At 61.0% G+C, this 21045-nt stretch carries 26 protein-coding genes; 12 read left to right on the top strand and 14 right to left on the bottom strand.

Annotation, left to right across the window (positions count from 1 at the left end):
* Positions 1–46: 46 nt before the first annotated feature.
* Positions 47–1003, bottom strand: a complete 957-nt coding sequence (locus FHT75_RS00815; protein WP_132573174.1) for an endonuclease/exonuclease/phosphatase family protein — start codon at positions 1001–1003, stop codon at positions 47–49.
* Between the two features lie 283 nt (positions 1004–1286).
* On the opposite strand from FHT75_RS00815, the gene FHT75_RS00810 reads away from it, so the two are divergent.
* Complete coding sequence (locus FHT75_RS00810) at positions 1287–2303, top strand: NAD-dependent epimerase/dehydratase family protein (protein ID WP_183844614.1); 1017 nt, start codon at positions 1287–1289, stop codon at positions 2301–2303.
* 30 nt (positions 2304–2333) lie between these two features.
* Here FHT75_RS00810 and FHT75_RS00805 read toward each other — a convergent pair whose 3' ends face one another.
* Positions 2334–2648, bottom strand: a complete 315-nt coding sequence (locus FHT75_RS00805) for a hypothetical protein (RefSeq protein WP_132573176.1) — start codon at positions 2646–2648, stop codon at positions 2334–2336.
* A gap of 248 nt (positions 2649–2896) precedes the next feature.
* Positions 2897–3049, bottom strand: coding sequence for a hypothetical protein (locus FHT75_RS00800; protein ID WP_009988813.1), 153 nt, complete (start codon positions 3047–3049; stop codon positions 2897–2899).
* A gap of 449 nt (positions 3050–3498) precedes the next feature.
* Here FHT75_RS00800 and FHT75_RS00795 point away from each other — a divergent pair, with 449 nt between their 5' ends.
* The 6 genes from FHT75_RS00795 to FHT75_RS00770 all read left to right on the top strand — a co-directional run bounded on the left by FHT75_RS00795 (position 3499) and on the right by FHT75_RS00770 (position 9724).
* Positions 3499–4200: a CerR family C-terminal domain-containing protein gene (locus tag FHT75_RS00795; protein ID WP_132573178.1), complete on the top strand. Its 702-nt coding sequence runs from the start codon at positions 3499–3501 to the stop codon at positions 4198–4200.
* The gene (gene hlyD, locus FHT75_RS00790) at positions 4197–5207 is read left to right on the top strand and encodes a secretion protein HlyD (RefSeq protein WP_183844613.1); all 1011 of its coding nucleotides are present in this window, start codon (positions 4197–4199) and stop codon (positions 5205–5207) included. The genes FHT75_RS00795 and hlyD overlap by 4 nt, the downstream gene beginning before the upstream one ends.
* Positions 5204–6961 carry an ATP-binding cassette domain-containing protein gene (locus FHT75_RS00785; RefSeq protein WP_183844612.1) on the top strand — a complete coding sequence of 586 codons (1758 nt, stop codon included), beginning with the start codon at positions 5204–5206 and terminating at the stop codon, positions 6959–6961. Before hlyD ends, FHT75_RS00785 begins: the two co-directional genes overlap by 4 nt.
* Positions 6958–8085, top strand: coding sequence for an ABC transporter permease (locus tag FHT75_RS00780; RefSeq protein WP_183844611.1), 1128 nt, complete (start codon positions 6958–6960; stop codon positions 8083–8085). The genes FHT75_RS00785 and FHT75_RS00780 overlap by 4 nt, the downstream gene beginning before the upstream one ends.
* A 1-nt stretch (position 8086) precedes the next feature.
* A complete protein-coding gene (locus tag FHT75_RS00775) occupies positions 8087–9199 on the top strand; it encodes an ABC transporter permease (protein WP_183844610.1) in 1113 nt (370 codons plus the stop codon).
* 129 nt (positions 9200–9328) lie between these two features.
* Positions 9329–9724, top strand: coding sequence for a DUF1236 domain-containing protein (locus tag FHT75_RS00770; protein ID WP_028758591.1), 396 nt, complete (start codon positions 9329–9331; stop codon positions 9722–9724).
* Here the strand turns inward: FHT75_RS00770 and FHT75_RS00765 are convergent, their stop codons facing one another.
* The 6 genes from FHT75_RS00765 to FHT75_RS00740 all read right to left on the bottom strand — a co-directional run bounded on the left by FHT75_RS00765 (position 9725) and on the right by FHT75_RS00740 (position 14628).
* Entirely contained in the window at positions 9725–9937 is a 213-nt protein-coding gene (locus FHT75_RS00765; RefSeq protein WP_028758592.1) for a hypothetical protein, read from the bottom strand.
* A 98-nt stretch (positions 9938–10035) separates the two neighbouring features.
* Positions 10036–11571 carry a winged helix-turn-helix domain-containing tetratricopeptide repeat protein gene (locus tag FHT75_RS00760; RefSeq protein WP_183844609.1) on the bottom strand — a complete coding sequence of 512 codons (1536 nt, stop codon included), beginning with the start codon at positions 11569–11571 and terminating at the stop codon, positions 10036–10038.
* 103 nt (positions 11572–11674) lie between these two features.
* Positions 11675–12718, bottom strand: a complete 1044-nt coding sequence (locus FHT75_RS00755; RefSeq protein ID WP_028758594.1) for a Gfo/Idh/MocA family protein — start codon at positions 12716–12718, stop codon at positions 11675–11677.
* A gap of 9 nt (positions 12719–12727) precedes the next feature.
* Positions 12728–13513 carry a ThuA domain-containing protein gene (locus FHT75_RS00750; protein ID WP_183844608.1) on the bottom strand — a complete coding sequence of 262 codons (786 nt, stop codon included), beginning with the start codon at positions 13511–13513 and terminating at the stop codon, positions 12728–12730.
* Positions 13514–13705: 192 nt separating this feature from the next.
* Positions 13706–14047 (bottom strand): SMR family transporter, encoded by a 342-nt coding sequence (locus FHT75_RS00745; protein WP_063474413.1) that lies wholly within the window; start codon positions 14045–14047, stop codon positions 13706–13708.
* A 17-nt stretch (positions 14048–14064) separates the two neighbouring features.
* The gene (locus FHT75_RS00740; RefSeq protein ID WP_028758874.1) at positions 14065–14628 is read right to left on the bottom strand and encodes a TetR/AcrR family transcriptional regulator; all 564 of its coding nucleotides are present in this window, start codon (positions 14626–14628) and stop codon (positions 14065–14067) included.
* Between the two features lie 165 nt (positions 14629–14793).
* On the opposite strand from FHT75_RS00740, the gene FHT75_RS00735 reads away from it, so the two are divergent.
* Both FHT75_RS00735 and FHT75_RS00730 read left to right on the top strand, forming a co-directional pair.
* Positions 14794–15201, top strand: a complete 408-nt coding sequence (locus tag FHT75_RS00735) for a group II truncated hemoglobin (RefSeq protein ID WP_028758873.1) — start codon at positions 14794–14796, stop codon at positions 15199–15201.
* A 47-nt stretch (positions 15202–15248) separates the two neighbouring features.
* Positions 15249–15620 carry a DUF423 domain-containing protein gene (locus FHT75_RS00730; protein WP_047618751.1) on the top strand — a complete coding sequence of 124 codons (372 nt, stop codon included), beginning with the start codon at positions 15249–15251 and terminating at the stop codon, positions 15618–15620.
* A 137-nt stretch (positions 15621–15757) separates the two neighbouring features.
* On the opposite strand, the gene FHT75_RS00725 is transcribed toward FHT75_RS00730, so the two are convergent.
* The 5 genes from FHT75_RS00725 to FHT75_RS00705 all read right to left on the bottom strand — a co-directional run bounded on the left by FHT75_RS00725 (position 15758) and on the right by FHT75_RS00705 (position 18705).
* A complete protein-coding gene (locus tag FHT75_RS00725) occupies positions 15758–16072 on the bottom strand; it encodes an antibiotic biosynthesis monooxygenase family protein (protein ID WP_097595709.1) in 315 nt (104 codons plus the stop codon).
* A gap of 9 nt (positions 16073–16081) precedes the next feature.
* On the bottom strand, positions 16082–16354 hold the full coding sequence (locus FHT75_RS00720) for a hypothetical protein (protein ID WP_028758870.1): 273 nt from the start codon (positions 16352–16354) through the stop codon (positions 16082–16084).
* A complete protein-coding gene (locus FHT75_RS00715) occupies positions 16351–16758 on the bottom strand; it encodes a DUF2325 domain-containing protein (RefSeq protein WP_028758869.1) in 408 nt (135 codons plus the stop codon). The genes FHT75_RS00720 and FHT75_RS00715 overlap by 4 nt, the downstream gene beginning before the upstream one ends.
* Positions 16759–16866: 108 nt before the next feature.
* Positions 16867–18225: an energy transducer TonB gene (locus tag FHT75_RS00710; RefSeq protein ID WP_097631172.1), complete on the bottom strand. Its 1359-nt coding sequence runs from the start codon at positions 18223–18225 to the stop codon at positions 16867–16869.
* Positions 18226–18282: 57 nt separating this feature from the next.
* Positions 18283–18705: a hypothetical protein gene (locus FHT75_RS00705; RefSeq protein WP_063474687.1), complete on the bottom strand. Its 423-nt coding sequence runs from the start codon at positions 18703–18705 to the stop codon at positions 18283–18285.
* 156 nt (positions 18706–18861) lie between these two features.
* On the opposite strand from FHT75_RS00705, the gene hemP reads away from it, so the two are divergent.
* From hemP to FHT75_RS00690, 3 genes are read left to right on the top strand one after another with little or no spacing between them, the layout of a single operon-like run.
* The gene (gene hemP / locus FHT75_RS00700) at positions 18862–19044 is read left to right on the top strand and encodes a hemin uptake protein HemP (protein ID WP_028758866.1); all 183 of its coding nucleotides are present in this window, start codon (positions 18862–18864) and stop codon (positions 19042–19044) included.
* An 8-nt stretch (positions 19045–19052) separates the two neighbouring features.
* Positions 19053–20102, top strand: coding sequence for a hemin-degrading factor (locus FHT75_RS00695; protein WP_097595707.1), 1050 nt, complete (start codon positions 19053–19055; stop codon positions 20100–20102).
* An 11-nt stretch (positions 20103–20113) separates the two neighbouring features.
* Positions 20114–21043 carry a hemin ABC transporter substrate-binding protein gene (locus FHT75_RS00690; protein WP_097595706.1) on the top strand — a complete coding sequence of 310 codons (930 nt, stop codon included), beginning with the start codon at positions 20114–20116 and terminating at the stop codon, positions 21041–21043.
* Positions 21044–21045: the final 2 nt, after the last annotated feature.

Raw genomic sequence — 21045 nt, 5'->3', positions numbered from 1 at the left:
GGCAAGCTCTCTTGCCCCGGGCAAGGTCATCTTGCCCCCGGCTAGCTCACTTTGCCGGTGAAGTTTCGCCACCCTTGTCGAGAACGAATTCGGCGATAAGGCCTGAATGGTTCGAGCCGAGATTGTCATCGAGACGTTTCAGTGATCGCAGATGAAGCGGCGCGCGGGCAAATATATGGTCGATGGCGATCCCGAGCGCGCCGGCGGCAACCGGCCATGTTGCCGGTTCCGGCACGATCGTTTTCAGCTTCTGTTCACGCAGAAAACCTTGGATGCTTGGAGCGATCACCGAGGAGTTGAAGTCGCCTGACAACACCAGCGGACCGTCGATCGAACCCAGCACTTTGCCGAGATCTTCCAATTCGGCCATCTGGAAATCGTCGAAATATGGTTTGGTCAGGTGCGCCGACACCAGATTGATGGTCTCGCCGCCGAAGTCGACGCTCGATATCACCAGCCTGTTTTTTCGGAGGCTGCCCATGCTTGCGACCTGCCGGCTGACGAACGGGCGCTTGGACAGCACCAGCGTATCGCACGTATCTTTCCCACTGTCGCAGCCGATATGATAGGGATAGGCCTTGAACAATTGCTGCAGATGGAATGTCAGCGGCTTGGCTTCGAGCAGATTGACGACATCGGCATTCGACGCAATCACCATATCGGTAATTTCGGTCGAGTTTTTCCAGTTATCGATCGCAATGTTGAACGACATCAGACGAAAAAGCGGCGGCGTGTCCGCTGCTCTGCCATCCTGCGAGAACTCGCGCAGCATGACGACGCCGTGTGCGATGAGAAGAAGCGAGACAAGCAGAAGGATAAAGCCGTAGATCTGCCTTTTGACGGCCAGAATGACGAGGCTGGCGGCAACGAAGACGACACCGAGGTGGAGTTGAAAGCTGTAGACGAAGGACAGCAGCCAGAAGTTCGTCACATAGCGCAGCGACACGATCGAGATGGCAACGGTCAGAAACGCGCAGAGAATCCAATAGATTATGTTTCTCATCGATCCTGACCTGCTTGCAGACGACCAGCCGGCCATAACATGCAAGCCTCAATGTTGCAATGCAGCATAATGCCCGGGAGGGACGGCTGGCCGGCACGGCAAAGATCGGCGGCCGGCCGTCATCCGGCAAGACAGCGGCGGGCGGGCCGACGGCAGCCGAGACGAAGCTCTTGCCGTCTCTTTCAAAGACCTATCGACTCGGCCTCTTTTTATCTTGTAAGTGGGGGCACTTTGATGCGGAATCGGCTCTTTGCCGTCGGCAGGGAGCCGAGAAAAGGTGGGAATGCGCTACTTCATTACCGGTACGGCCGGCTTTATCGGTTTTCATCTGGCCAGGCGCCTGCTGCAGGAAGGGCATGACGTCACCGGCTTCGATGGCCTCACTCCCTATTACAACATCAAGCTCAAGGAGATGCGCCATGCGGCACTCTCCCAGTTTCCGGCGTTCAAACCCGTCATATCAATGCTCGAGGACCGGCCGGCGCTGGAATCGGCTGTTCTGGCAGCCAAGCCCGACATCCTGATCCACCTCGCCGCGCAGGCCGGCGTGCGTTACAGCCTGGAAAATCCCGAGGCCTATCTCCGTTCGAACGTCGAAGGCTCGTGGAACATCATGGAAGTCGCGCGGCGCGTCGACGTCCGTCACCTGATGCTGGCTTCCACGTCATCGATCTACGGCGCCAATGAGACCGTCCCCTTTCGCGAGACCGATCGGGCCGACGAGCCGCTGACCATCTATGCCGCGACGAAGAAATCGATGGAGTTGATGGCGCACAGCTATGCCCATCTTCACAAGATTCCGACCACGGCCTTTCGCTTCTTCACCGTTTATGGCCCATGGGGCCGGCCCGACATGGCGCTGTTCAAATTCGCCAAGAACATGCTGGAAGACCAGCCGATCGAGATCTACGGCGAAGGCAATATGAGCCGTGACTTCACCTATATCGACGATCTCATTGAAGCGATCGTCAGATTGTCGGCAATCACCCCGAGCGAAGAAAACCGCCTCGACGACGCGGGCATCGAAACGCTTTCGCGCCAGGCACCCTTTCGTGTCGTCAATATTGGCGGAGGCCAGCCGGTCAGCCTAATGAATTTTGTCGAAACGGTGGAAAAGGCGCTCGGCCGTCCCGCTATCCGCAAGATGCTGGCGATGCAGAAGGGTGATGTGCCGCGCACATTCGCCGCCCCCGATCTGCTCGTCGCGTTGACGGGATACAAGCCGGATACGACCCTGGATGTCGGCGTCAAGGCCTTCGTCGACTGGTATCTCGACGTACGCGGCGAACTTGGCGCCTAATTATTGCTGAACTGTTTCCAGTCGATCCCGTCAGCGGAGAAATGTCACCGCGCTCACGACATCGACCGCCTTCGAAAACATATAGTCGACGACAACGGTCAGGCTCCGCGAATAGGTCTTGAGCCGATAACCCTCACCCTCGACCGTCACGGGGCTGCGCAGGACGAGGGGAATGCCGGGGCGCACGAAACCGGCGCGTGTGGTCAAGGGAACCTCAGGCGAATGGCCGATGGCGGATGTGTACATCAGGTCGCGGGCAAGGCTGGCGGGGCCCATAGCGAAGGCCGGCCCGGCAGTGGCACTGATGGTCACGGTCAAGGCGATGGCGGTAAGAGTTCTGCGCATGTCGAGGTCCCCGTTTGCGGATCGGCGGGCTTTCAGCCCGGCTTCAAACGATCGATGCGTCTGTCCACGCTTCGGTCGCTTTCATGAGATCACTCTACACATCAGTATTTTCAGCGCTTTTAAGCGGATCGGTCAAATTTTAAGAAATTTGATTTTCTGTCCGGAAGGGCTCGATACGCAGAAAGAAACAGGGTCCCGGCCGCGGGCCGAGAACGCAATCGGCAAGGACCTGGGAGCTACATCGCAGTCTACAGAATGCGATCCAGCTTCTTGTTGATATGCAGGTTCGGCATCAATCCCGCGCTTTGCGCGGCATGATAGGATTCCCGGGCCGCATCGAATGAGATCGACCACATGATGGCGCTGAGCAGGAGCGCAATGATATAAATCTGAATACGCATCGAACCGGCGATACGGAAAGAGCAAGGCAGTTTTGTGTCAAAACATGGCCATAGGCTTCACGAAAAAGTGGCAGGCTTTTGGGTCGCAGCCGGCTGATACCAGACACATTAGTGTCGTGAAAATTAGCGATATTGCAGCACTACCCTGTTAGCAGCCGACCCCGAGGCTTGGTTCCTCTTCCCACTCCGAGAACCCTGAGAGGTCCGTTCCCCACGGGCCTCTTTGCTTTCTTTCGAATCGTTTTCCAGAACAGCCGATATCACCTGTTCCGATCGACGTTGAACCGCTGAACGGCACATTTCGATCCCAATCCGATCATGCAGCCGCCACGAGCGATGCCACGTTCCTGTCTTGCTACCTTTGCACCCAGTGAAGGCATAAACCGCCAATTCGGCCAAGAATATATCAATCGATTGACTTAATTACCTAACGGCGTTATAAATCTGTCATGACCCAAGAACATGACGCACAGCCACCGGCCTCCGCCCGCGCCGATATCGCGCGGCAGAAGATGCTCTCCGCCGCTCTCGACGTCTTCGGCCGGTACGGCTTCGACGGTGCTTCGACACGCCAGCTGACAGAGGCCGCCGGCGTGAACCTGCAGGCAATTCCCTATTATTTCGGCAGCAAGGAAGGTCTCTACATCGCCACCGCCGAGTATCTGATGGCCCGCATCGACACGCATGTCGGCGACATGAGGGCGCGCATCGGCACGCATCTGCTGGCGCTCGACGCCGCGGGCGAACGCCTCGCCGAAGCTCAGGCCCGCCTCTTCCTCACCGAAATTCTACAGACCATGGTGACGCTTTTCGTCGGCAAGGAATCCGAATCGTGGGCGCGCTTCCTGATCCGCGAGCAGATGGAGCCGACCGAGGCTTTTGCGAAGGTCTACCAAGGTATTATGCGGCCGATGATCGAGATGGGCCGGCGGCTGATCGGCGCGATCCTTCGCGAAGACCCCGCCTCGGAACATGTGCGCCTGCGCACCTTCAATCTTCTCGGCAGCATCCTGGTCTTTCGCGTCACCCACGCGGCAGTGCTTGCCCAGATGGAATGGGACACCATCGGCCCGGAACAGGTGGAAACCTTGCGGGGCCTCGCCGCCGAACTGGTTGATGTCCTCGGCTCGCCGAAGGGAGGCGCAGCATGAAACGCATCCTTCCTCTCGCCATCCTCCTCCTTGCGGCGAGTGCCGCCGCCTGGTGGTACGGCCTGCCCGAAAAGCTCGGCTGGCAAGCCGAGGCCCGCCGAGAATTCGTCCTTTACGGCAATGTCGATATCCGCCAGGTCTCGCTCGGCTTCCGCGTCAGCGGACGCCTCTCCGAACTGCGCGTGGACGAGGGCGATGTGGTCAAGAGCGGAACGGTTCTGGCGAAACTCGACGCCGCCCCCTATCAATTCGCTGTCCGCTCCGGAGAGGCCAATGCAGCAGCCCTTCGAGCGACGCTCGACAAGCTGAAGGCCGGCCCACGGCCGACCGAAATCGCCCAGGCGCGCGCCGCCTATGACGAAAGCCTCGCCGATCTCCAGAATGCCAACCTTGCCTATGACCGCGCCCGCCAGTTGCGCCCGCAGGGCACGATTTCCGAGGCGAGCCTCGACCAGGCGACCGCTGCACGGGCGATGGCCGCCGCCCGCTCCCAATCCGCCAACGAGGCGCTGAAACTGCTGCAGGAGGGGTCACGCGTCGAAGATATCGCCGCCGCCGACGCGCAGGTGAAGGCTGCCGAGGCAACCCTGGCCTCAGCCCGCACCTCGCTGGAAGATGCCGAACTGCGCGCCCCGAACGACGGCGTCATCCTTTCCCGCGTGCGGGAAAATGGCGCCATCGTCTCGCCGGCGGATACCGTTTTCGTGCTGTCCTTGACCGAGCCCGTCTGGGTGCGCACCTATGTTGCGGAGCCCGATCTCGGCCGCATCCACCCCGGCATGAAGGTTTCGGTCGCCTCCGATACGGCGCCCGACAAGCCCTACGAAGGCACGATCGGCTTCATCTCGCCGGTCGCCGAATTCACTCCGAAATCGGTGGAGACGCCGGAACTCCGCACCGACCTCGTTTATCGCCTGCGGATCGTCATCGACAAGCCCGGCCCGGATCTGCGCCAGGGCATGCCGGTCACCGTGCGCCTTCCCATGCCGACGGCAGGCGGACAATGATTGCCGCCGAGACCGGCTCGCTGACAGGTTCGGACGACAAGCCGCTCGTCCGGATCGACGGCGTCACCAAGCGCTTCGGCGACGCACCCGCCGCCCTCGACACCGTCTCCGGCACGATCGGCGGCGGCGCGATCACCGGCCTCGTCGGCCCTGACGGCGCCGGCAAGACGACGCTGATCCGCCTGATGACCGGTCTGATGCTGCCCGACACGGGAACGATGGAGGTTCTCGGCTTCGACACCAGGAAGAATGCAGCCGGCATCCAGGCGGCGATCGGCTACATGCCGCAGCGCTTCGGCCTCTATGAGGATCTCTCGGTGCGGGAAAATCTCGATCTTTATGCCGATCTGCGTGGCTTGCCGAAGAGCGAACGCGCGAGCACCTTCGACGAACTGCTCACCTTCACCGATCTCAAGCGGTTCACCGGCCGGCTGGCCGGGAAACTCTCCGGCGGCATGAAGCAGAAGCTCGGCCTTGCCTGTGCGCTTCTGAAGAAGCCGCACCTGCTGCTGCTCGACGAGCCGGGCGTCGGCGTCGATCCGATCTCGCGCCGCGACCTCTGGAAGATGGTCGAGAACCTGACGAAGGAAGGCATCGGCGTGCTCTGGTCGACCGCCTATCTGGACGAAGCGGAAGCCTGTGATCACGTGCTGCTTTTGAACCAGGGCAAGCTGCTCTTTTCGGGAAAACCGATGGAGATGACCGAGCGCGTCAAGGACCGGGTCTTCAGGGTATCCAATGTCACCGGCCGCCGCCGGCAGGTGCTCGCCGAACTCCTGCAGGCCGATGGCGTCATCGACGGCGTGATCCAGGGCGAGGCGATCCGCCTGGTCGCGGCGAAGGACAAGAAGCCCGATATCAGCAAGGCCGGCGATGGCGCAACACTCGCCCCTGCACCGCCGCGCTTCGAGGATGCCTTCATCGATATGTTGGGCGGCGGTCCGGGTGGCCGCTCCAGGCTCGCAGAAGCTCAGCAGTCGCTGAAGGCTGAGAACGACCGGCCGGTAATCGAGGCCAAGGGCCTGACCAAGCGCTTCGGTGATTTCACCGCTGCCGACGATATCAGCTTCGATATCCGCCGCGGCGAGATCTTCGGCCTGCTCGGTCCGAACGGCGCCGGCAAGTCCACCACCTTCAAGATGCTCTGCGGCCTGCTGAAGCCGACCGGCGGCGAAGGCCGCGTTGCCGGTTTCGATCTTCGCCGTGATGCCGCCGAAGCCCGCAACCAGCTCGGCTACATGGCGCAGAAATTCTCGCTCTACGGCGATCTCACCGTCATGCAGAACCTCGAATTCTTCTCTGGCGTCTATGGCCTTCGCGGAAAACACCGGCGCGAGCGCATCGACCTGATGGCGGACATTTTCGATTTCGGTCGCCATGCCGGCGAACCCGCCAAAGATCTGCCGCTCGGCCTGAAGCAGCGCCTGGCGCTTGCCTGCGCCGTTATGCACGAGCCGCGCGCCCTCTTCCTCGACGAACCGACCTCCGGCGTCGATCCGATCACCCGGCGTGAATTCTGGACGCATATCAATGCGCTGGTCGAAAAGGGCGTCACAGTGCTCGTCACCACCCATTTCATGGACGAGGCCGAATATTGCGACCGAATCTCACTGATCTATCGCGGCCGCTCGATTGCGCTCGGCTCGCCCGATGAATTGAAGGCGCGGGTCGCGACCAAGGAGCAGCCGGACCCGACGATGGAGGATGCCTTCATCGCCCTCGTGCAGCAATCGGAAGTGGAGGATGCCGCATGAGTGTCTCCTCCGGTCGGCTTCGGCGTCTTTCAGCCCTGGTGCGCAAGGAAAGCTTGCAGGCGATCCGCGATCCGAGCAGCATCCTCATTGCCTTCGTGCTGCCGCTGATCCTGCTTTTTCTGTTCGGCTACGGCGTCTCGCTCGATACCACCCGCACTGGCATCGGCCTCGTGACCGAGGAGATGACGCCGCTGACGCAGGATCTGTCGGCCAGTTTCCAGGCCTCACGCTATTTCGATGTGGCGATGGGCCGTGACCGGCGTCTTTTCGAAGAAGACCTCGTGGTCGGCAAGGTGCGCGGCGTCGTCGTTATCCCCGCCGATTTCACCACGCGCTACACCGCCGGCAACCGTCCCGATATCCAGGTGATCGTCGACGGCTCCGATCCGAACACGGCGAATTTCGTGCAAAATTATGCCCAGGGCGCCGTCGCCAACTGGGAGCGGCAGAGACAGGCGGACGTCGCCTCGCATAGTCCCGCCATCGCGGTCGAGCAGCGCTTCTGGTTCAATCCTGAACTGACCAGCCGCAATTTCCTCGTGCCGGGCTCGATCGCCATCGTCATGACGCTGGTTGGCACGCTTCTGACCTCGCTCGTCGTCGCCCGCGAATGGGAGCGTGGCACCATGGAGGCGATGATGGCGACCCCGGTGACGGCGGTCGAACTGCTCGCCGGTAAGATCCTGCCCTATTTCCTGCTCGGCCTCACCTCGATGACGCTCTGCGTGCTGCTTGCGGTCTTCCTCTTCGGCGTGCCGTTCCGCGGTTCCGTCGCCGCCCTTTATACACTCTCGGCCGCCTTCCTGATCCCGGCGCTCGGCCAGGGCCTGTTGATCTCGACGGTAACGAAGAACCAGTTCCTCGCCTCGCAGTTGGCGCTGATTACAGCATTTCTGCCGGCCTTCCTGCTGTCGGGCTTCCTCTTCGAGATCAATTCCATGCCGACCGTGATCCAGTGGATCACCTTCATCGTGCCGGCGCGTTACCTGATCCCCAGCCTGCAGACGGTCTTCCTCGCCGGCGACATCTGGCCGATGTTCGTGAAGGCGATATCGGTCATGCTGACGATCGGCGCCATCATGTTCATGCTTGCCGCCCGCAGCACCAGAAAGAGGATCGGCTGAGATGGGATGGACAAGGCTTTACGCCCTCATCGTCAAGGAACTGCTGGCTGTACTGCGCGACCCCAAGGGTCGCGCCATCCTGATCGGCCCGCCGATCGTCCAGCTTCTCGTCTTTTCCTACGCCGCAACTCTCGAAGTCCGTAATGTCGATATCATGATCCTCAACCGCGACAGTGGTCACTGGGGCCAGGAACTGATCGAGCGTATCGATGGCTCGCCGACCTTTCGCCGGATCGAGATGGCGGGAAGCCAGGCGGATATCCAGGTGGCGATCGATACCCAGACAGCCATTGCGGCGATAGAGATCGGCCCGGATTTTTCGCGCAATATCGAGGCGGGAGCGCCGGCCGACCTGCAGGTGGTGCTCGACGGCCGCCGCTCCAACGCCTCGCAGATCGTCGCCGGCTACCTCTCACAGATAGGCGCCGGCCTTGCTGCCGAGACGCCGGCCGGCAAACGGGCCGGCGCCGACATCGTCTCGACAGTGCCGCGCAACTGGTTCAATCCGAACCTCACCTACCAATGGTTCATGGTGCCGAACCTGATCGCCAGTATCGCGCTCCTGATCGGGCTTATCGTCACGGCGCTGTCGATTGCCCGCGAGCGCGAACTCGGCACCTTCGACCAGTTGATGGTCTCGCCGCTGCGCATGCACGAAATCCTGATCGGCAAGCTGATCCCGCCGATGATGATCGGCCTCTTCCACATTACTGTCTATATCCTGGCCGCCGTCTTCCTCTTCGAGGTGCCGCTGCGCGGCTCGCTCTTCCTGCTTTACGGCAGCGCGATCTTCTATCTCGGTTCGGTCGCCGGCCTCGGCCTGTTCATCTCGGCGCTGTCGATGACACAGCAGCAGGCGATCCTCGGCGCCTTCCTGTTCATGGTTCCGGCCATGCTGCTCTCAGGCTTCGCCACGCCGATCGAGAACATGCCGAGCTGGCTGCAGCCGATAACCCTCATCAATCCGCTGCGCTATTTCCTGGTGATCGTCAAAGGCGTTTTCCTCAAGGATATCCCCTTGAGCGAGGTGGTGAACCAGACGATCCCGCTGGCGCTGATCGCCGCCTTCACGCTCAGCGCCGCCGCCTGGCTCTTCCGCCGTCGGCTGGAATAATGCATCCCGACCCATGCCTGGGCCACTTCACACAATGTGAACCGGTCTTCCAAAGCGTGACTCTCTCCTGCTGGAACCTCGAATTGGCGCGGTCGTTACCCAAACGCAACCCCAGTAAGGAGAAGCAAAATGTACAAGGTCCTACTTGTCTCCAGCGCTCTTGCGCTGTCGTCTCTTGCAACCAATGCGCTCGCTGATGGCGCCGTGACCGGTGCAGCCGGTGGCGCCATCACCGGCGCGATCGTCGGCGGTCCCGTGGGTGCTGCCATTGGCGGCGTGGCCGGCGGTGTCGCCGGTGCCGTTGTCGACCCGCCGCCGCGCGAGGTCGTGACCTATGTCCAGCAGCAGCCGGCCCCGACTGCTTCCGTGGTCGTCCAGGAACCGATCGTCGTCGGCAAACCGCTTCCGGCAGACGTCGTCGTAACGCCGGTCCCTGACAACCCGAAATATGCTTATACGGTCATCAACAATCAACGCGTGATCGTCGAACCCCGCACCCACCGTGTGGTGCAGGTCATCGAATAATCAGGCAACCGAAGCCGCCTGCTGCGGCTCGGCAACTTCCGGCCCCGCTTCGGTGGGGCCTTTTTTCGTACGCTCGCGCCAGCTACCGATCAGCGAGAACAGAAGGATAAGGCGCTGTGGCAACTTGAACTCCTGCGGCAGCGTCTCTATCGGAATTCGCTCGCCATAAAGCTTGCCCTGTTTGAGCGACAGAATATGCATGCTGGAAAGCATCAGCCGACCCTCCATCCCGATTGATGGGATCAGCGTGGCTGACGCAACGGGGCTAGGTCCTTAAAGTCCGACTAAAAACTGCAAAAACTTGCAAAAGCCTATGGCCGCGGCCGCATCCCGGCGCGCGCCAGCCCTTCCAGCACCGGCGCAAAACGCTGGGGATTCTTGGCCGGCTGACCCGCCAGAATGCCTTCCAGCGTCACATCAGGTGCCATTTTCTCGAGCGCGCGCAGGAACTGCCGCGCCTGCTCCATATTGCCGAGATGCGCGTGTGCGGCGATCAGCATCCAGTAAGTCGGATCGAAATGGGCGTTCAGCGCCAGCGAGCGTGACGCAAATGAAAGTGCTTCCTCGTAATTGCCGCGAAAGATTTCGGCCATGGCGATGCCCGTCAGAGAAAAACGCGCATCCGGATCGCGGGGTCCCAATTTCAGGGCGCGATGCAGGCGCTCGAGCGCATGCTCGATATCGCCGCAGTGCAAAGCCGCAATGCCGGAGCAAGCCGCGACCAGAAGATCGTTGGGATTGGCGGCAGCGGCCGCCTCCAGCACAGCCATGCCGCCTTCATAATCCTTGCCTGTCTGCAGCAACGCCATACCGCAATGGGCCATCACGCGGGGATCGCCGGCCGAATGCTGAAGCCCGCGCCGGGCAAGACTGACGCATTCCGCCTTGTCGTCCGTCCCGAGCCGCGGCCAGCCCATGGTAATGCGATGTTCGAGTACCCAGGCGGCATGCGAAAGCAGCATCGCATTTTCCGGCTCCATGGCGAGCGCCTCCTGCAGCAAGGCATAGGCGGCGGCATTGCTTTCGATCGACTCGTCGATGATCGCGGCAAGGGCGCGCAGATAGAGATCGTAAACTGCCGGACTGTTCGGCCGGTCACGTCGTGACCTCTGGATTTCGGCGATCTCGATCGCCGGCTCGACGATCGAGGCGACGCGTTCGGTGATATGGTCCTGGAAAGCGAAGACGTGGCTGATGCCGTCTTCAAAATGATCGGCCCAGAGATTGGTCGCGGTCACGCCGTCGACCAGTTGTACATTGATACGCACCTGCGCCCCTTCCCGCCGGATGCTGCCTTCGAGCACATAGCGCACGCCCAGTTCTCGAGCCACCTCTCGCACATCGACACTGCGTCCTTTGTAGACGAAGGCGGAATGACGCGAGACAACGGAAAAGGAGCGGAAGCGCGCAAGGGCGGTGATGATCTCCGCCACCACACCGTCGGCAAAATAATCCTGGTCGGCATCGCCGCCGAGATTGACGAAAGGAAGAACCGCGACGGAAGGCGGCTGCGACGCCACGGGCGCCATCCTGCCATCCTCCTGGCGCGGCAGGCGGTAGCCGACCCTGGGAACGGTGACGATCCACTCCGTGCCATCCGGCCGTGCGCCGAGAAGCTTCCTGAGCGCGGCAATCTGAACCGTAAGGTTGCCTTCCTCCACGGCAAGCCCCGTCCAGGCCCTGTCAATCAAATCCGCCTTGGTGACGACCCGGCCCTCAGCTTCCAGCAGCAAGCCGAGCAGCGCGACCGGTCGCGGTCCCGCCGCAACGGATTTCCCGTCCCGCCACAGGCTTCCTGTCACGGGATCGTAAAGGAACGGACCAAAGGAGAGCCTCGAGCTGCCCATGCAGAAGCATAGCGTCAAAACCTCGCAAACGAAAAGCCGATGACGCGCCGATGCGCTGCGTAAGCCGCCGTCGGATGAACGGCGGCTTATCCAGCGGACAGGATCAGACCTTCAGCTCGCGCCGTTCGCGCTCGGTCACCATGGCGAGGTCGAGCACCTTCTGCAGGTTGGCGGCGTGGCGGAAGTTCGGGTCCGGCTGGATGCCGCTTGCCACGGCCTCGGCAAAACGCTCATAGTTGGTCGCCACCGGTTCAACCTCGATCTTCGTCCAGGTGGCGGTTTCGACATCCTCGCCGAGGCAGCCATGCAGCTCGGAACCGTTGGGACGATGGATGACCTCGAGGCTGCCCCTCTCGCCATAAATGCGCAGCTTCAACTCGTTCAGATGCCCTGTCGCCCAGCGGCTGGCATGAATGACGCCGAGTGCGCCATTGGCGAAATCGACGGACATGGTGAAGCTGTCATTGGCGTCGAGCAGGTATTCGCCGATCTGACCGCCCGGCGCCTTGTTGAAGGTCTTCAGCCGCGCAAAGACGTGGTCGATGTCGGTCGCCGCGCCATAGGCGGCGAAATCCAGAATATGGATGCCGACATCGCCGAGCACGCCATTCGAGCCGTGGCCGGTGGAAAGCCGCCACAACCAGGTGGACTCGGTACGCCAGTCGCCCCAGGCGCGCGACACCAACCAGCTCTGGAGATAGGATGCTTCCACGTGTCTGATCGTGCCGAGCTCGCCGGCGAGCACCATCTCACGGGCGCGCTGCAGCGGCGCGACGTTGCGATAGGTAAGGTTCACCATGTTGATGACGCCGGCCTTTTCGGCCGCCTCCGTCATCTCCAGCGCCTTCGCATAATTCTCCGCCAGCGGCTTTTCGCAGAAGACGTGCTTGCCCGCAGCAATCAGCGCCATCGTCGTCGGGTGATGGATGCGGTCGGGCGTGACGTTCGTCGCCGCATCGAACTCACCCCAGGCGATCGCCTCCTCCAGGGAAAGAAACCGCTTTTCGATGTTGAATTTGTCGGCGAAGGCCGAAAGCCGATCGGGATCGGTGTCGACGGCGCCAACCACTGTCACGCCATCGATGAGGGGGAAGCGGGCGAGCTGGTTTTTCGCCATCACGCCCGTGCCAAGAACGAGTAATCGCATGGATGCTCCTCAGCGGTAACCGGCTTCGCCGGCTTGGTGTAGTTTCGGGCCGCGTTCGACGATCGGCTCCAGTGCTTTTTCTACCGGCACATTTGGAGCGTCGGTGATACCCGTCAACGAGCCCTCAGGGTTATAGGCCCACTTCACGCCGTTGATCAGCACCTTCTGGACATTGACGTCGTGATAGGTCGGATAGGTCTCGTGGCCGGGGCGGAAATAGAAGATGTTGCCGGCGCCACGGCGCCAGGTCAGGCCCGAGCGGAACACTTCGCCGCCCTGGAACCAGGAGATGAACACCGTTTCGAGCGGTTCCGGCACCGAAAACTGCTCGCCGTACATTTCTTCGTTCTCGAGTTCGAAATGTTCGCCGATGCCGGCGGCGATCGGATGGCGCTGATTGATCGTCCACAGACGCTCGCGCTCACCCGCCTCGCGCCATTTCAGCGCGCAGGGTGTGCCCATCAACCGCTTGAAGATCTTGGAGAAATGGCCGGAATGCAGCACGAGTAGCCCCATGCCTTCCCAGACGCGCTTGGCGACACGCTCGACGACGACGTCGGAGACCGCGCCGTGATCCTTGTGGCCCCACCAGGTCAAGACATCGGTTTCGGCAAGGCGGGCTTCGCTGAGGCCGTGTTCCGGCTCCTGCAGCGTCGCCGTCGTCGCCGAGATGCTGGGGTCGGCATTCAAAGCGTTGGCGATCGTCGTGTGCATGCCTTCGGGATAGATGCCCCGGACGATGGCATTGGTATTCTCGTGGATATTCTCTCCCCAGACGACGGTGCGAATGGCCATGATGTGCTCCTGTAGAAACCTGGAAGTATCGATAGGCGGGAAGGCAGGATTCAAAGCGCTTTGGAAAACGGCGCTGGCTGCGCCTCGTCTCCTCCACGTCCAAGGAACACATAGACCTTTGTCAGTATTTTGACAAAGGGGAAAATTTGTCGGACGAAGGCGGAAAATCCGCCTGGAAATACCACAGCAATATCAATGTGAAACGGATTTCGAGAAGAGATTGACGACCATAACGCCTGTTACGATCAGCCCGAGCCCGACGATGGCCGGCAGGTCGAGGCGCTGCTTGAAGAAGACCAGACCGACCGAGGAAATCAGCACGATTCCCAAAGCGCTCCAAATCGCATAGGCGATGCCGACCGGGATGCTCTTCAGCGTCAGCGACAGGCAATAGAAGGCGGCCGCATAACAGGCGACGACGAGTGCCGTCGGCCCGATGCGGGTGAACTGCTGCGACAGTTGCAGCGCGGTCGTGCCGATGACCTCGAGCACGATGGCTGCAAACAGCAGCCCGTAGACGGCAGCTTGGCTCATGGCGAATTCCTTTCGGACTACTTGCCGGTCAGTTCGACAAGGCGATCGATGAGATCCCGCCTCAGAACGCCGTTGATATCATGGCTTTCTAACGTATCTGCGAACCAAAGTCCGTCGGCGGCGAAACGCACGACCTGCGCATCGAGGGAGGAGTCGGTGCCGATATACTCCTCCGCCCGTGCCTGCACCCATTGGCGCCAGCGAAGACGCAGCCGGGGTTCGGCCAGAAGCGCGATCGTCACCTGCGTCCAACCCCTGGAATCGTCGGGACGATCCTTGAGACCGGCTACCGCCCTGAGATAGGCGCGGGTAAAGCGGCCCTGCGGCTGCGGATCGCCGCGCATCAGTTCCTCAATATCAGCGTCGAACTTTTCGAGCAGGCTCTCGAACAGGGCATCGAGCAGCGCATTCTTCGTCGGAAAATGATGCAGCAGCCCGCCCTTGCTGACGCTGGAGGCAGCCGACACCGCATCGAGCGTGACCGCGGCCATGCCTTCGCTGGCAGCAAGGCGGGCGGCGACCTCCAGCAATTGCTGGCGCACGAGAGCGGGCTGTTTCTTGCGATGATGAGCGTTCGACATGCAGATTAAAAGATACCGTCCGGACGGTTTTGTCAAGAGGAATCGATTGGAACCCCTGCGATACCGGGATTATGCGCGAAATGCCGCGGCACCTTGATGACGGTTGCGATCGTTTTCCCAGAGGTGCATGTAGAGGCGGGGACAGATGTATTCAGGGATGGTTTCGTGACGGAGAAAGTCACCACACTTTACGAGGCGATCGGCGGCGATCCCATCGTGCGGGCGCTGACGCACCGCTTCTACGAACTGATGGACAGGCTGCCGGAGGCGAGGAACGTGCGCGCCGTGCATCCGCCGAGCCTTCAGGGCAGCGAAGAGAAATTCTACGAATATATGACCGGATATCTCGGCGGTCCGCCGCTTTATACCGACAAGCGCGGCCATCCGCGCCTGCGCAGCCGCCATTTCGTCGCCGAGATCGGCCCTGTCGAGCGCGATGAGTGGCTGCTCTGCTTCCGCCGTGCCATGGATGAAACCATTGCCAGCCAGGCGCTGCGCGATCTCATCTGGGCGCCGGTCGAACGGCTCGCCTATCACATGCAGAACAAGGCCCCTGACGATAAGGCCCTCTGACTATAAGGCCCTCTGACTATAAGGCCATCTGGCGATAAGGATTGACCATGAGCTTGAACGCGCGTCTGGAGCCGGTGCTCTATCTCTTTGCCGGCCTGTTCGGCGTCGCCGGCGTGGGGCTCGCCGCCCTTGCCGCCCATGGCGGCGGCGAAGCCAATCTTGCGGCATCTGCATCCGCCATGTGCCTTGCCCACGCCCCGGCCCTGCTGGCATTGGCTCTCGGCAACGCCAGGCTCAGAACCGCCTGGCTGGCCGGTTTTCTGATGATTGTCGGAACGCTGCTTTTTGCCGGCGATCTCGTCACCTTGCGCTTTACCGGCTCCAGCCTCTTCCCCTATGCCGCACCGACCGGCGGCTGGGCGATGATGCTTGGCTGGCTGGCCGTTGCCGCGGGCGCTGTCTTCCGGGTTAAGGCTTGAGAGAGTTTTTGCTGACTGCTCACGTCTTCTCCTCCTTCATTCCTGTGCCTGTCACAGGAATGAGGGTGTGCGTGGGGCCATGCTGAAGACAGAATCAAGATTTCGCTAAGAGCTAAATCACGCCGCACCAACTGCAATCAAACGCCATCAACCACATTGAAGCCTTCGAAAACCGGCGGCCCCTTGTAGATCGCCTTGTGATCGCCGGCATTGCGGTGCGCCGCGCGAAAACTTTCGGACTTCGTCCAGTTCTGAAAATCCGCTTCGCTTTTCCAGACCGTGTGCGAGGAATAGAGCGTATAGCCCTCCTCTTCGTTGACCTTGCCGCGCAGCAGCCGGAATTCGACGAAACCGGGCACCTCCGGCAGGCTGGAATCGCGGTTGCGCCAGACCGTCTCCAAATCACCTTCGCTTCCGGTTGCGACCTTGAAGCGGTTCATTGCGATATACATGGAATCTCCCTACGCCTGCCTCTTGCCCGCCCTTGCGGAACGCGAGGGAAAAGCGAGGATATTATTACCGTTTGCCGCCGCTTGGCCAAGCGGTCTTGTTGCGGCTTCTCCGGGCATACGCGCTTCCCAGGTCGGGAACAGCGTCACATTCTGGTGGATATTCTGGCGTTCGGCATGCTGCCGGAAAAGTGCGTAGAGCTCGGGCACGAGGCCCTCGCCGGTCTGCGCGGCGAGCTTGTGCAGGCCGATCATGGTGAAGCCGTCGGGGCGCTGGTCGTTCATCTTGCATTGTCTCGTTCGTTCATCGTCTGCAGCGCACGCTCCAGGCTGGATTTGCTGCCGTTGCGAAGCGGGATGAAGGCCTTGCCGAACTTCTTGCAGCCGGTCTTCACCCGCAGGCAGGCATCGTGGCTGATACAGTCGATCGGGCAGAACACGCAGTCGACCGAGGGAAGAACGGTATCGATGCGGGAAACCGCTTCGCGCAAGCCGCCGTCGTGATGAATGAGCTCGGCGCCGAAATTGCTGCAGATCTGGCGAAGATGCGCCACCTGGCAGTCGCGGCCGCCGACATAGAGGAAACTGCGGCCATCCAGTTTGGATCGCCCGGTGGATGCCTGAGCAGCGTCCTCGCCCGCGCTGTCGCGGACCTCCCGGTTCGAACCCTTCTTGCCCTTGCGAGCCATATACCACCCGTTCACTCGTTGATCGTCACACGATTCCTGCGTGTGCGGGTGGACCTTATTAAACTTGATTTTTAGAGTAAAGTATAAAGTTGATTATTTTTATCATATTTATCGAGCCGTGACTTGAACCTCTTGGGTAAAGGTCCAACTCGGCTTACCCCACTCAGGGGGTAAGGGTGGAAACGGCGCCGCACGGCGTACGCCATCGACAGCAGCCTTATCCAAGTCTGCAATTCCTGAACTGCCGGCGACGGAGACAGCCGCCAACCTGCCCGTTCCATCAATCGTCAATTTGAGACGCACAGACATGGCGCCGCCCATCCTCTTGTATTCGTCGGGCACCCGAATTGCACGGCGAATACGCTTCTGCACTTTGCCGGGATAATTGGCCACCGCCGCGCTTCCTGTGCCGTCGCCTCTGCCAGCTGTTGTCGACATGCCGTCAAACTGTGGCGCCTCCTGTGCACCAGTAGCAACGCCCCTCGTCGAGTCCCGGCTATCCGAGCCCTTCTTTCCGCCTGCCGGCTCCACCTTCTTCCGAGGCTGCTTTTTTTCATCCGGTTTCGGCTTCTCAACCTTCGGCTTCGGTTTCGCCTCTGGCTTTTCTTCGGGTTCCGGCGGGACTTCAGCGACCTCGACAGGCTTCACTTCTTCCGGCTGAACTTCGGTCGGCTGCACTGCAGCCGTCGTCACCTGTTCTGGTACCGTGGTCGATACGATATCGGGCACGGGCAGTTCCGGCACCGCCGTTGCCATCGGCTGAGCGACGAAAGTGTCGGCGGGGTTCTGAGAAACAAGCACCTCCGGTTCCGCTGCCACAACTGTCTCGGGCGAAACACGCGTCACCTCCTGGGCAGGCGGCACGGCTTCTACAGGTTCGGCCTCGACTGGTTGAGTCGGCTCTGGCTGTATCTCTGTCGGCTGAAATTCGGTAGTCTCGCTAGTCGACTGAACCGCATCCGGCTTAACCTCCTCTGCGGCAATTTCTTCCGGCTTCACTTCCAGCTCCGGATCACCTGCGGAGGTCTGGTCAACATCGGAATCGCCATACACGATGACGCTAACGGCTTCGCCGGCATCTTCAATCACTTTGTTCGGTGGTTTCGGCATGAACAGAGCAAGAGCCGCCACCAGACCGGCGTGAAAGAAAAACGAACCGATACAAGTCAGCGCCACCCGCCGCCGCACGGGCGCCTTTTCATCCTCCTGCTTTTCTACCATCGCATCCATCGGAGGCGCAGCAACGGGAGCCGCCGGCGCGGCTTCCGGATGGTCGGGAAAAGACGGTATCTGCGCGAAACGCGCATAGTGGACCATCGCCTCGCCGGCCGGCTGCCGTTGCGCATTGCGCAGATCGGAAAGCTCGTGGCCGGGATGCATGCCGGGGATATTGTCGTTCAGGCTGCCGCCAGCGTCCGGCTCCGCGATGAGCACCTGTCTCGATCTGGACTTCGCTGAAATTGCCATTGTGTATGCCTCGGACAGCCTGAAACATGTCCGCCGGAGTTCATCCCCGGCGTATTTTTAGCCCTCGAAGGGAACTGAAATCTGCGAGCGGGTGACCAGACCCTTCATGCATTCGCCGGCAACAGGTCCGTCGCAGACCGGCGTGTCGTTGATGATGATGCGCGTGACCGTCTCGCACTTCACGTTCGGCATATCGAACTGGCGCACGCGCTTCTTGCCCTGCGGCAGATCGCGAAAGTCGAGCACGGTGATGCGGTCGACGGCATTCTTGTCATTGAAGAAGGCGAGCTCGAAGGAGATCTTGTTGATCGGCGCCTGAAGATTGTTCTCGGCGACGAAGGTCATCATGCAGCCCTTCTGCGATGGCGCCAGAGCGTTGAGTTCGATATCCAGCTTGGCGGTTGCCGCATCCTGCGCCTGGCATATGCTTGAAACCGCCATCGCCATGCCAGCCGTAACAGCCGCAAACCTCACCGCCATAATCTTCTCCGCCATTGTCCCGATATCAGCAATCTCAAAAACTTGACTGCATTAGTCTCCTATTGCGTCTTTAAAAAACTATGAGTAAGAAAGTCAAGTTAATTGTCATCAAAACCGGCGATCCCGATCACCGGCTTCACGGAATTGCCAACCGAAATGATGGTTGAAAAGCCAGATAACTTTAAGCATGTGCCGCTGCAGAGCGAGCCTGCGGCGCAGCACCGGATCGTCGAAAGCCCGGATCTTTTCCGCGGCACGAACGAGATCATGATTCGACATGACGGCGTGGTCTACCGCCTGAAGATCACCCGTCAGGGCAAGCTCATTCTCAATAAGTAGGGTAGGACATGACCGAGCAGACAAGACCGGCGCCAGCCGAAATCCGTGCGTTTCGCGCTGAAAATCCGAAGATGCGCGAGCGCGATATCGCCGCCCAGCTGAAGATATCAGAGGCAGCCCTCGTCGCCGCCGAAACCGGCATCAGCGTCACCCGCATCGACGGCAGCGCACTGAAGCTTCTCGAACGCGTCGCCGGTCTCGGCGAAGTGATGGCGCTGTCGCGCAACGAAAGCGCCGTGCACGAGAAGATCGGCGTCTTCGAAAACATCAAGAGCGGCGCGCAGGCCGCCATCGTTCTCGGCGAGAATATCGACCTGCGCATCTTCCCGAGCCGCTGGGAGCATGGCTTCGCCGTCTCCAAGAAGGATGGCGACCAGGAACGCCTCAGCCTGCAATATTTCGACAAATCAGGCAACGCCGTGCACAAGGTGCATCTGCGCCCAAGCTCGAATGTCGAGGCCTATCACGCCATCGTCGCCGAGTTGAAGCTGGAAGACCAGTCGCAGGAATTTATCGAGGCCGAGACCTCGAATGCCGTCGATGAAACCGCCGAAGTCAGCCGCGACGAGCTGCGCGACAATTGGAGCAAACTCACCGATACACACGAGTTCTTCGGCATGCTGAAGCGCCTGAAGATCGGCCGCCAGGCGGCCGTACGCAGCGTCGGCGACGACTATGCCTGGAAACTCGACAACACAGCGACGGCAGAGATGATGCATGCCTCGGTCAAATCAGGCCTGCCGATCATGTGCTTCGTCGCCAATAACGGCATCGTCCAGATCCATTCCGGCCCGATCTTCAACGTGCAGCCGATGGGTCCGTGGATCAATATCATGGACCCGACCTTCCATCTGCATCTGCGCCAGGATCACATCGCCGAGACCTGGGCCGTGCGCAAGCCGACCAAGGACGGGCACGTCACCTCGCTGGAGGCTTACGATGCAAACGGCGAAATGATCATCCAGTTCTTCGGCAAGCGGCAGGAAGGTTCCGACGAACGCGTCGAGTGGCGCGAGATCATGGAAAACCTGCCGCGGGCAGCAAGCGTGGCCGCATAAGGATCATAGCGATGACGATGCGTAACAATCTGCGCCGGATCCGTGCCTGGGAACTGGCCCTGACGGCAGCCGTCATGGCGCTGCCGTTGATCCCGACGGCGCGGCCGATCGAAGGCTTCGCCTTCGTGCGCGCCGCCCATGGCGAGGAAAAGAAGCTCGACACGTCACGCCTGGTTTCGGTCGGCGGCGACATCACCGAGATCGTCTATGCGCTCGGCGAGGAAAGCCGGCTGATCGCCCGCGACACGACGAGCATCTATCCGGAGGCGGCGTTGAAGCTGCCGAACGTCGGCTACATGCGTGCACTCTCGCCGGAAGGCATCCTCGCCATGAACCCGACGGCGATCATCGCCGTCGAAGGTTCAGGCCCGCAGGAGGCGCTGGCTGTGCTGAAGAATGCCAGCGTACCCTTCGAGACCGTGCCGAGCGCCTTTACCCGCGACGGCATCATCGCCAAGATCGACCGCGTCGGCACGCTGCTTGGCGTGCAGGACAAGGCGAAGGCACTTGAAGAAAAGGTCGCGGCCGATCTCGACGCGGCGATCGCCGATGCCGAAAAGCGCCCGGAGGCCGAACGCAAGCGCGTCCTCTTCATCCTCAGCGCCCAGAACGGCCGGATCATGGCATCGGGCACCGGCACCGCAGCCGACGGCATCGTCAAGCTCGCCGGCGCAGTCAACGCCGTCGGCGCATTCCCAGGCTACAAGCCGCTGACGGACGAGGCGATCATCGAAGCCAAGCCTGACTTCATCCTGATGATGAACCGCGGCGATGGCGCCGGCACCAAGAACGAGGACCTGCTGGCGCAGCCGGCGATCGCGCTGACGCCAGCAGGCGAGAAAAAAGCGATCATCCGGATGGACGGCGTCTACCTGCTCGGCTTCGGTCCGCGCACGGCAGCCGCGGCGCGGGATCTCAACACGGCGATCTACGGGGGCTGATC

Source organism: Rhizobium sp. BK112 (assembly GCF_014193215.1).
GTDB lineage: Bacteria > Pseudomonadota > Alphaproteobacteria > Rhizobiales > Rhizobiaceae > Rhizobium > Rhizobium anhuiense.
This window is presented reverse-complemented; position numbering and strand designations above follow the sequence as displayed.

Excerpts from the sequence above, each read along its gene's own strand:
- FHT75_RS00795 (WP_132573178.1), top strand. The coding sequence starts at position 3,499 with ATGACCCAAGAACATGACGCACAGCCACCGGCCTCCGCCCGCGCCGAT.
- FHT75_RS00780 (WP_183844611.1), top strand. The coding sequence starts at position 6,958 with ATGAGTGTCTCCTCCGGTCGGCTTCGGCGTCTTTCAGCCCTGGTGCGC.
- FHT75_RS00720 (WP_028758870.1), bottom strand. The coding sequence starts at position 16,354 with ATGAACGACCAGCGCCCCGACGGCTTCACCATGATCGGCCTGCACAAG.
- FHT75_RS00770 (WP_028758591.1), top strand. The coding sequence starts at position 9,329 with ATGTACAAGGTCCTACTTGTCTCCAGCGCTCTTGCGCTGTCGTCTCTT.
- FHT75_RS00740 (WP_028758874.1), bottom strand. The coding sequence starts at position 14,628 with ATGTCGAACGCTCATCATCGCAAGAAACAGCCCGCTCTCGTGCGCCAG.
- FHT75_RS00705 (WP_063474687.1), bottom strand. The coding sequence starts at position 18,705 with ATGGCGGTGAGGTTTGCGGCTGTTACGGCTGGCATGGCGATGGCGGTT.
- FHT75_RS00785 (WP_183844612.1), top strand. The coding sequence starts at position 5,204 with ATGATTGCCGCCGAGACCGGCTCGCTGACAGGTTCGGACGACAAGCCG.
- FHT75_RS00730 (WP_047618751.1), top strand. The coding sequence starts at position 15,249 with ATGAGCTTGAACGCGCGTCTGGAGCCGGTGCTCTATCTCTTTGCCGGC.
- hemP (WP_028758866.1), top strand. The coding sequence starts at position 18,862 with ATGATGGTTGAAAAGCCAGATAACTTTAAGCATGTGCCGCTGCAGAGC.
- FHT75_RS00725 (WP_097595709.1), bottom strand. The coding sequence starts at position 16,072 with ATGTATATCGCAATGAACCGCTTCAAGGTCGCAACCGGAAGCGAAGGT.
- FHT75_RS00695 (WP_097595707.1), top strand. The coding sequence starts at position 19,053 with ATGACCGAGCAGACAAGACCGGCGCCAGCCGAAATCCGTGCGTTTCGC.
- FHT75_RS00760 (WP_183844609.1), bottom strand. The coding sequence starts at position 11,571 with ATGGGCAGCTCGAGGCTCTCCTTTGGTCCGTTCCTTTACGATCCCGTG.
- FHT75_RS00805 (WP_132573176.1), bottom strand. The coding sequence starts at position 2,648 with ATGCGCAGAACTCTTACCGCCATCGCCTTGACCGTGACCATCAGTGCC.
- FHT75_RS00815 (WP_132573174.1), bottom strand. The coding sequence starts at position 1,003 with ATGAGAAACATAATCTATTGGATTCTCTGCGCGTTTCTGACCGTTGCC.
- FHT75_RS00750 (WP_183844608.1), bottom strand. The coding sequence starts at position 13,513 with ATGGCCATTCGCACCGTCGTCTGGGGAGAGAATATCCACGAGAATACC.
- FHT75_RS00710 (WP_097631172.1), bottom strand. The coding sequence starts at position 18,225 with ATGGCAATTTCAGCGAAGTCCAGATCGAGACAGGTGCTCATCGCGGAG.
- FHT75_RS00810 (WP_183844614.1), top strand. The coding sequence starts at position 1,287 with ATGCGCTACTTCATTACCGGTACGGCCGGCTTTATCGGTTTTCATCTG.
- FHT75_RS00775 (WP_183844610.1), top strand. The coding sequence starts at position 8,087 with ATGGGATGGACAAGGCTTTACGCCCTCATCGTCAAGGAACTGCTGGCT.
- FHT75_RS00755 (WP_028758594.1), bottom strand. The coding sequence starts at position 12,718 with ATGCGATTACTCGTTCTTGGCACGGGCGTGATGGCGAAAAACCAGCTC.
- FHT75_RS00690 (WP_097595706.1), top strand. The coding sequence starts at position 20,114 with ATGACGATGCGTAACAATCTGCGCCGGATCCGTGCCTGGGAACTGGCC.
- FHT75_RS00745 (WP_063474413.1), bottom strand. The coding sequence starts at position 14,047 with ATGAGCCAAGCTGCCGTCTACGGGCTGCTGTTTGCAGCCATCGTGCTC.
- FHT75_RS00765 (WP_028758592.1), bottom strand. The coding sequence starts at position 9,937 with ATGCTTTCCAGCATGCATATTCTGTCGCTCAAACAGGGCAAGCTTTAT.
- FHT75_RS00715 (WP_028758869.1), bottom strand. The coding sequence starts at position 16,758 with ATGGCTCGCAAGGGCAAGAAGGGTTCGAACCGGGAGGTCCGCGACAGC.
- hlyD (WP_183844613.1), top strand. The coding sequence starts at position 4,197 with ATGAAACGCATCCTTCCTCTCGCCATCCTCCTCCTTGCGGCGAGTGCC.
- FHT75_RS00800 (WP_009988813.1), bottom strand. The coding sequence starts at position 3,049 with ATGCGTATTCAGATTTATATCATTGCGCTCCTGCTCAGCGCCATCATG.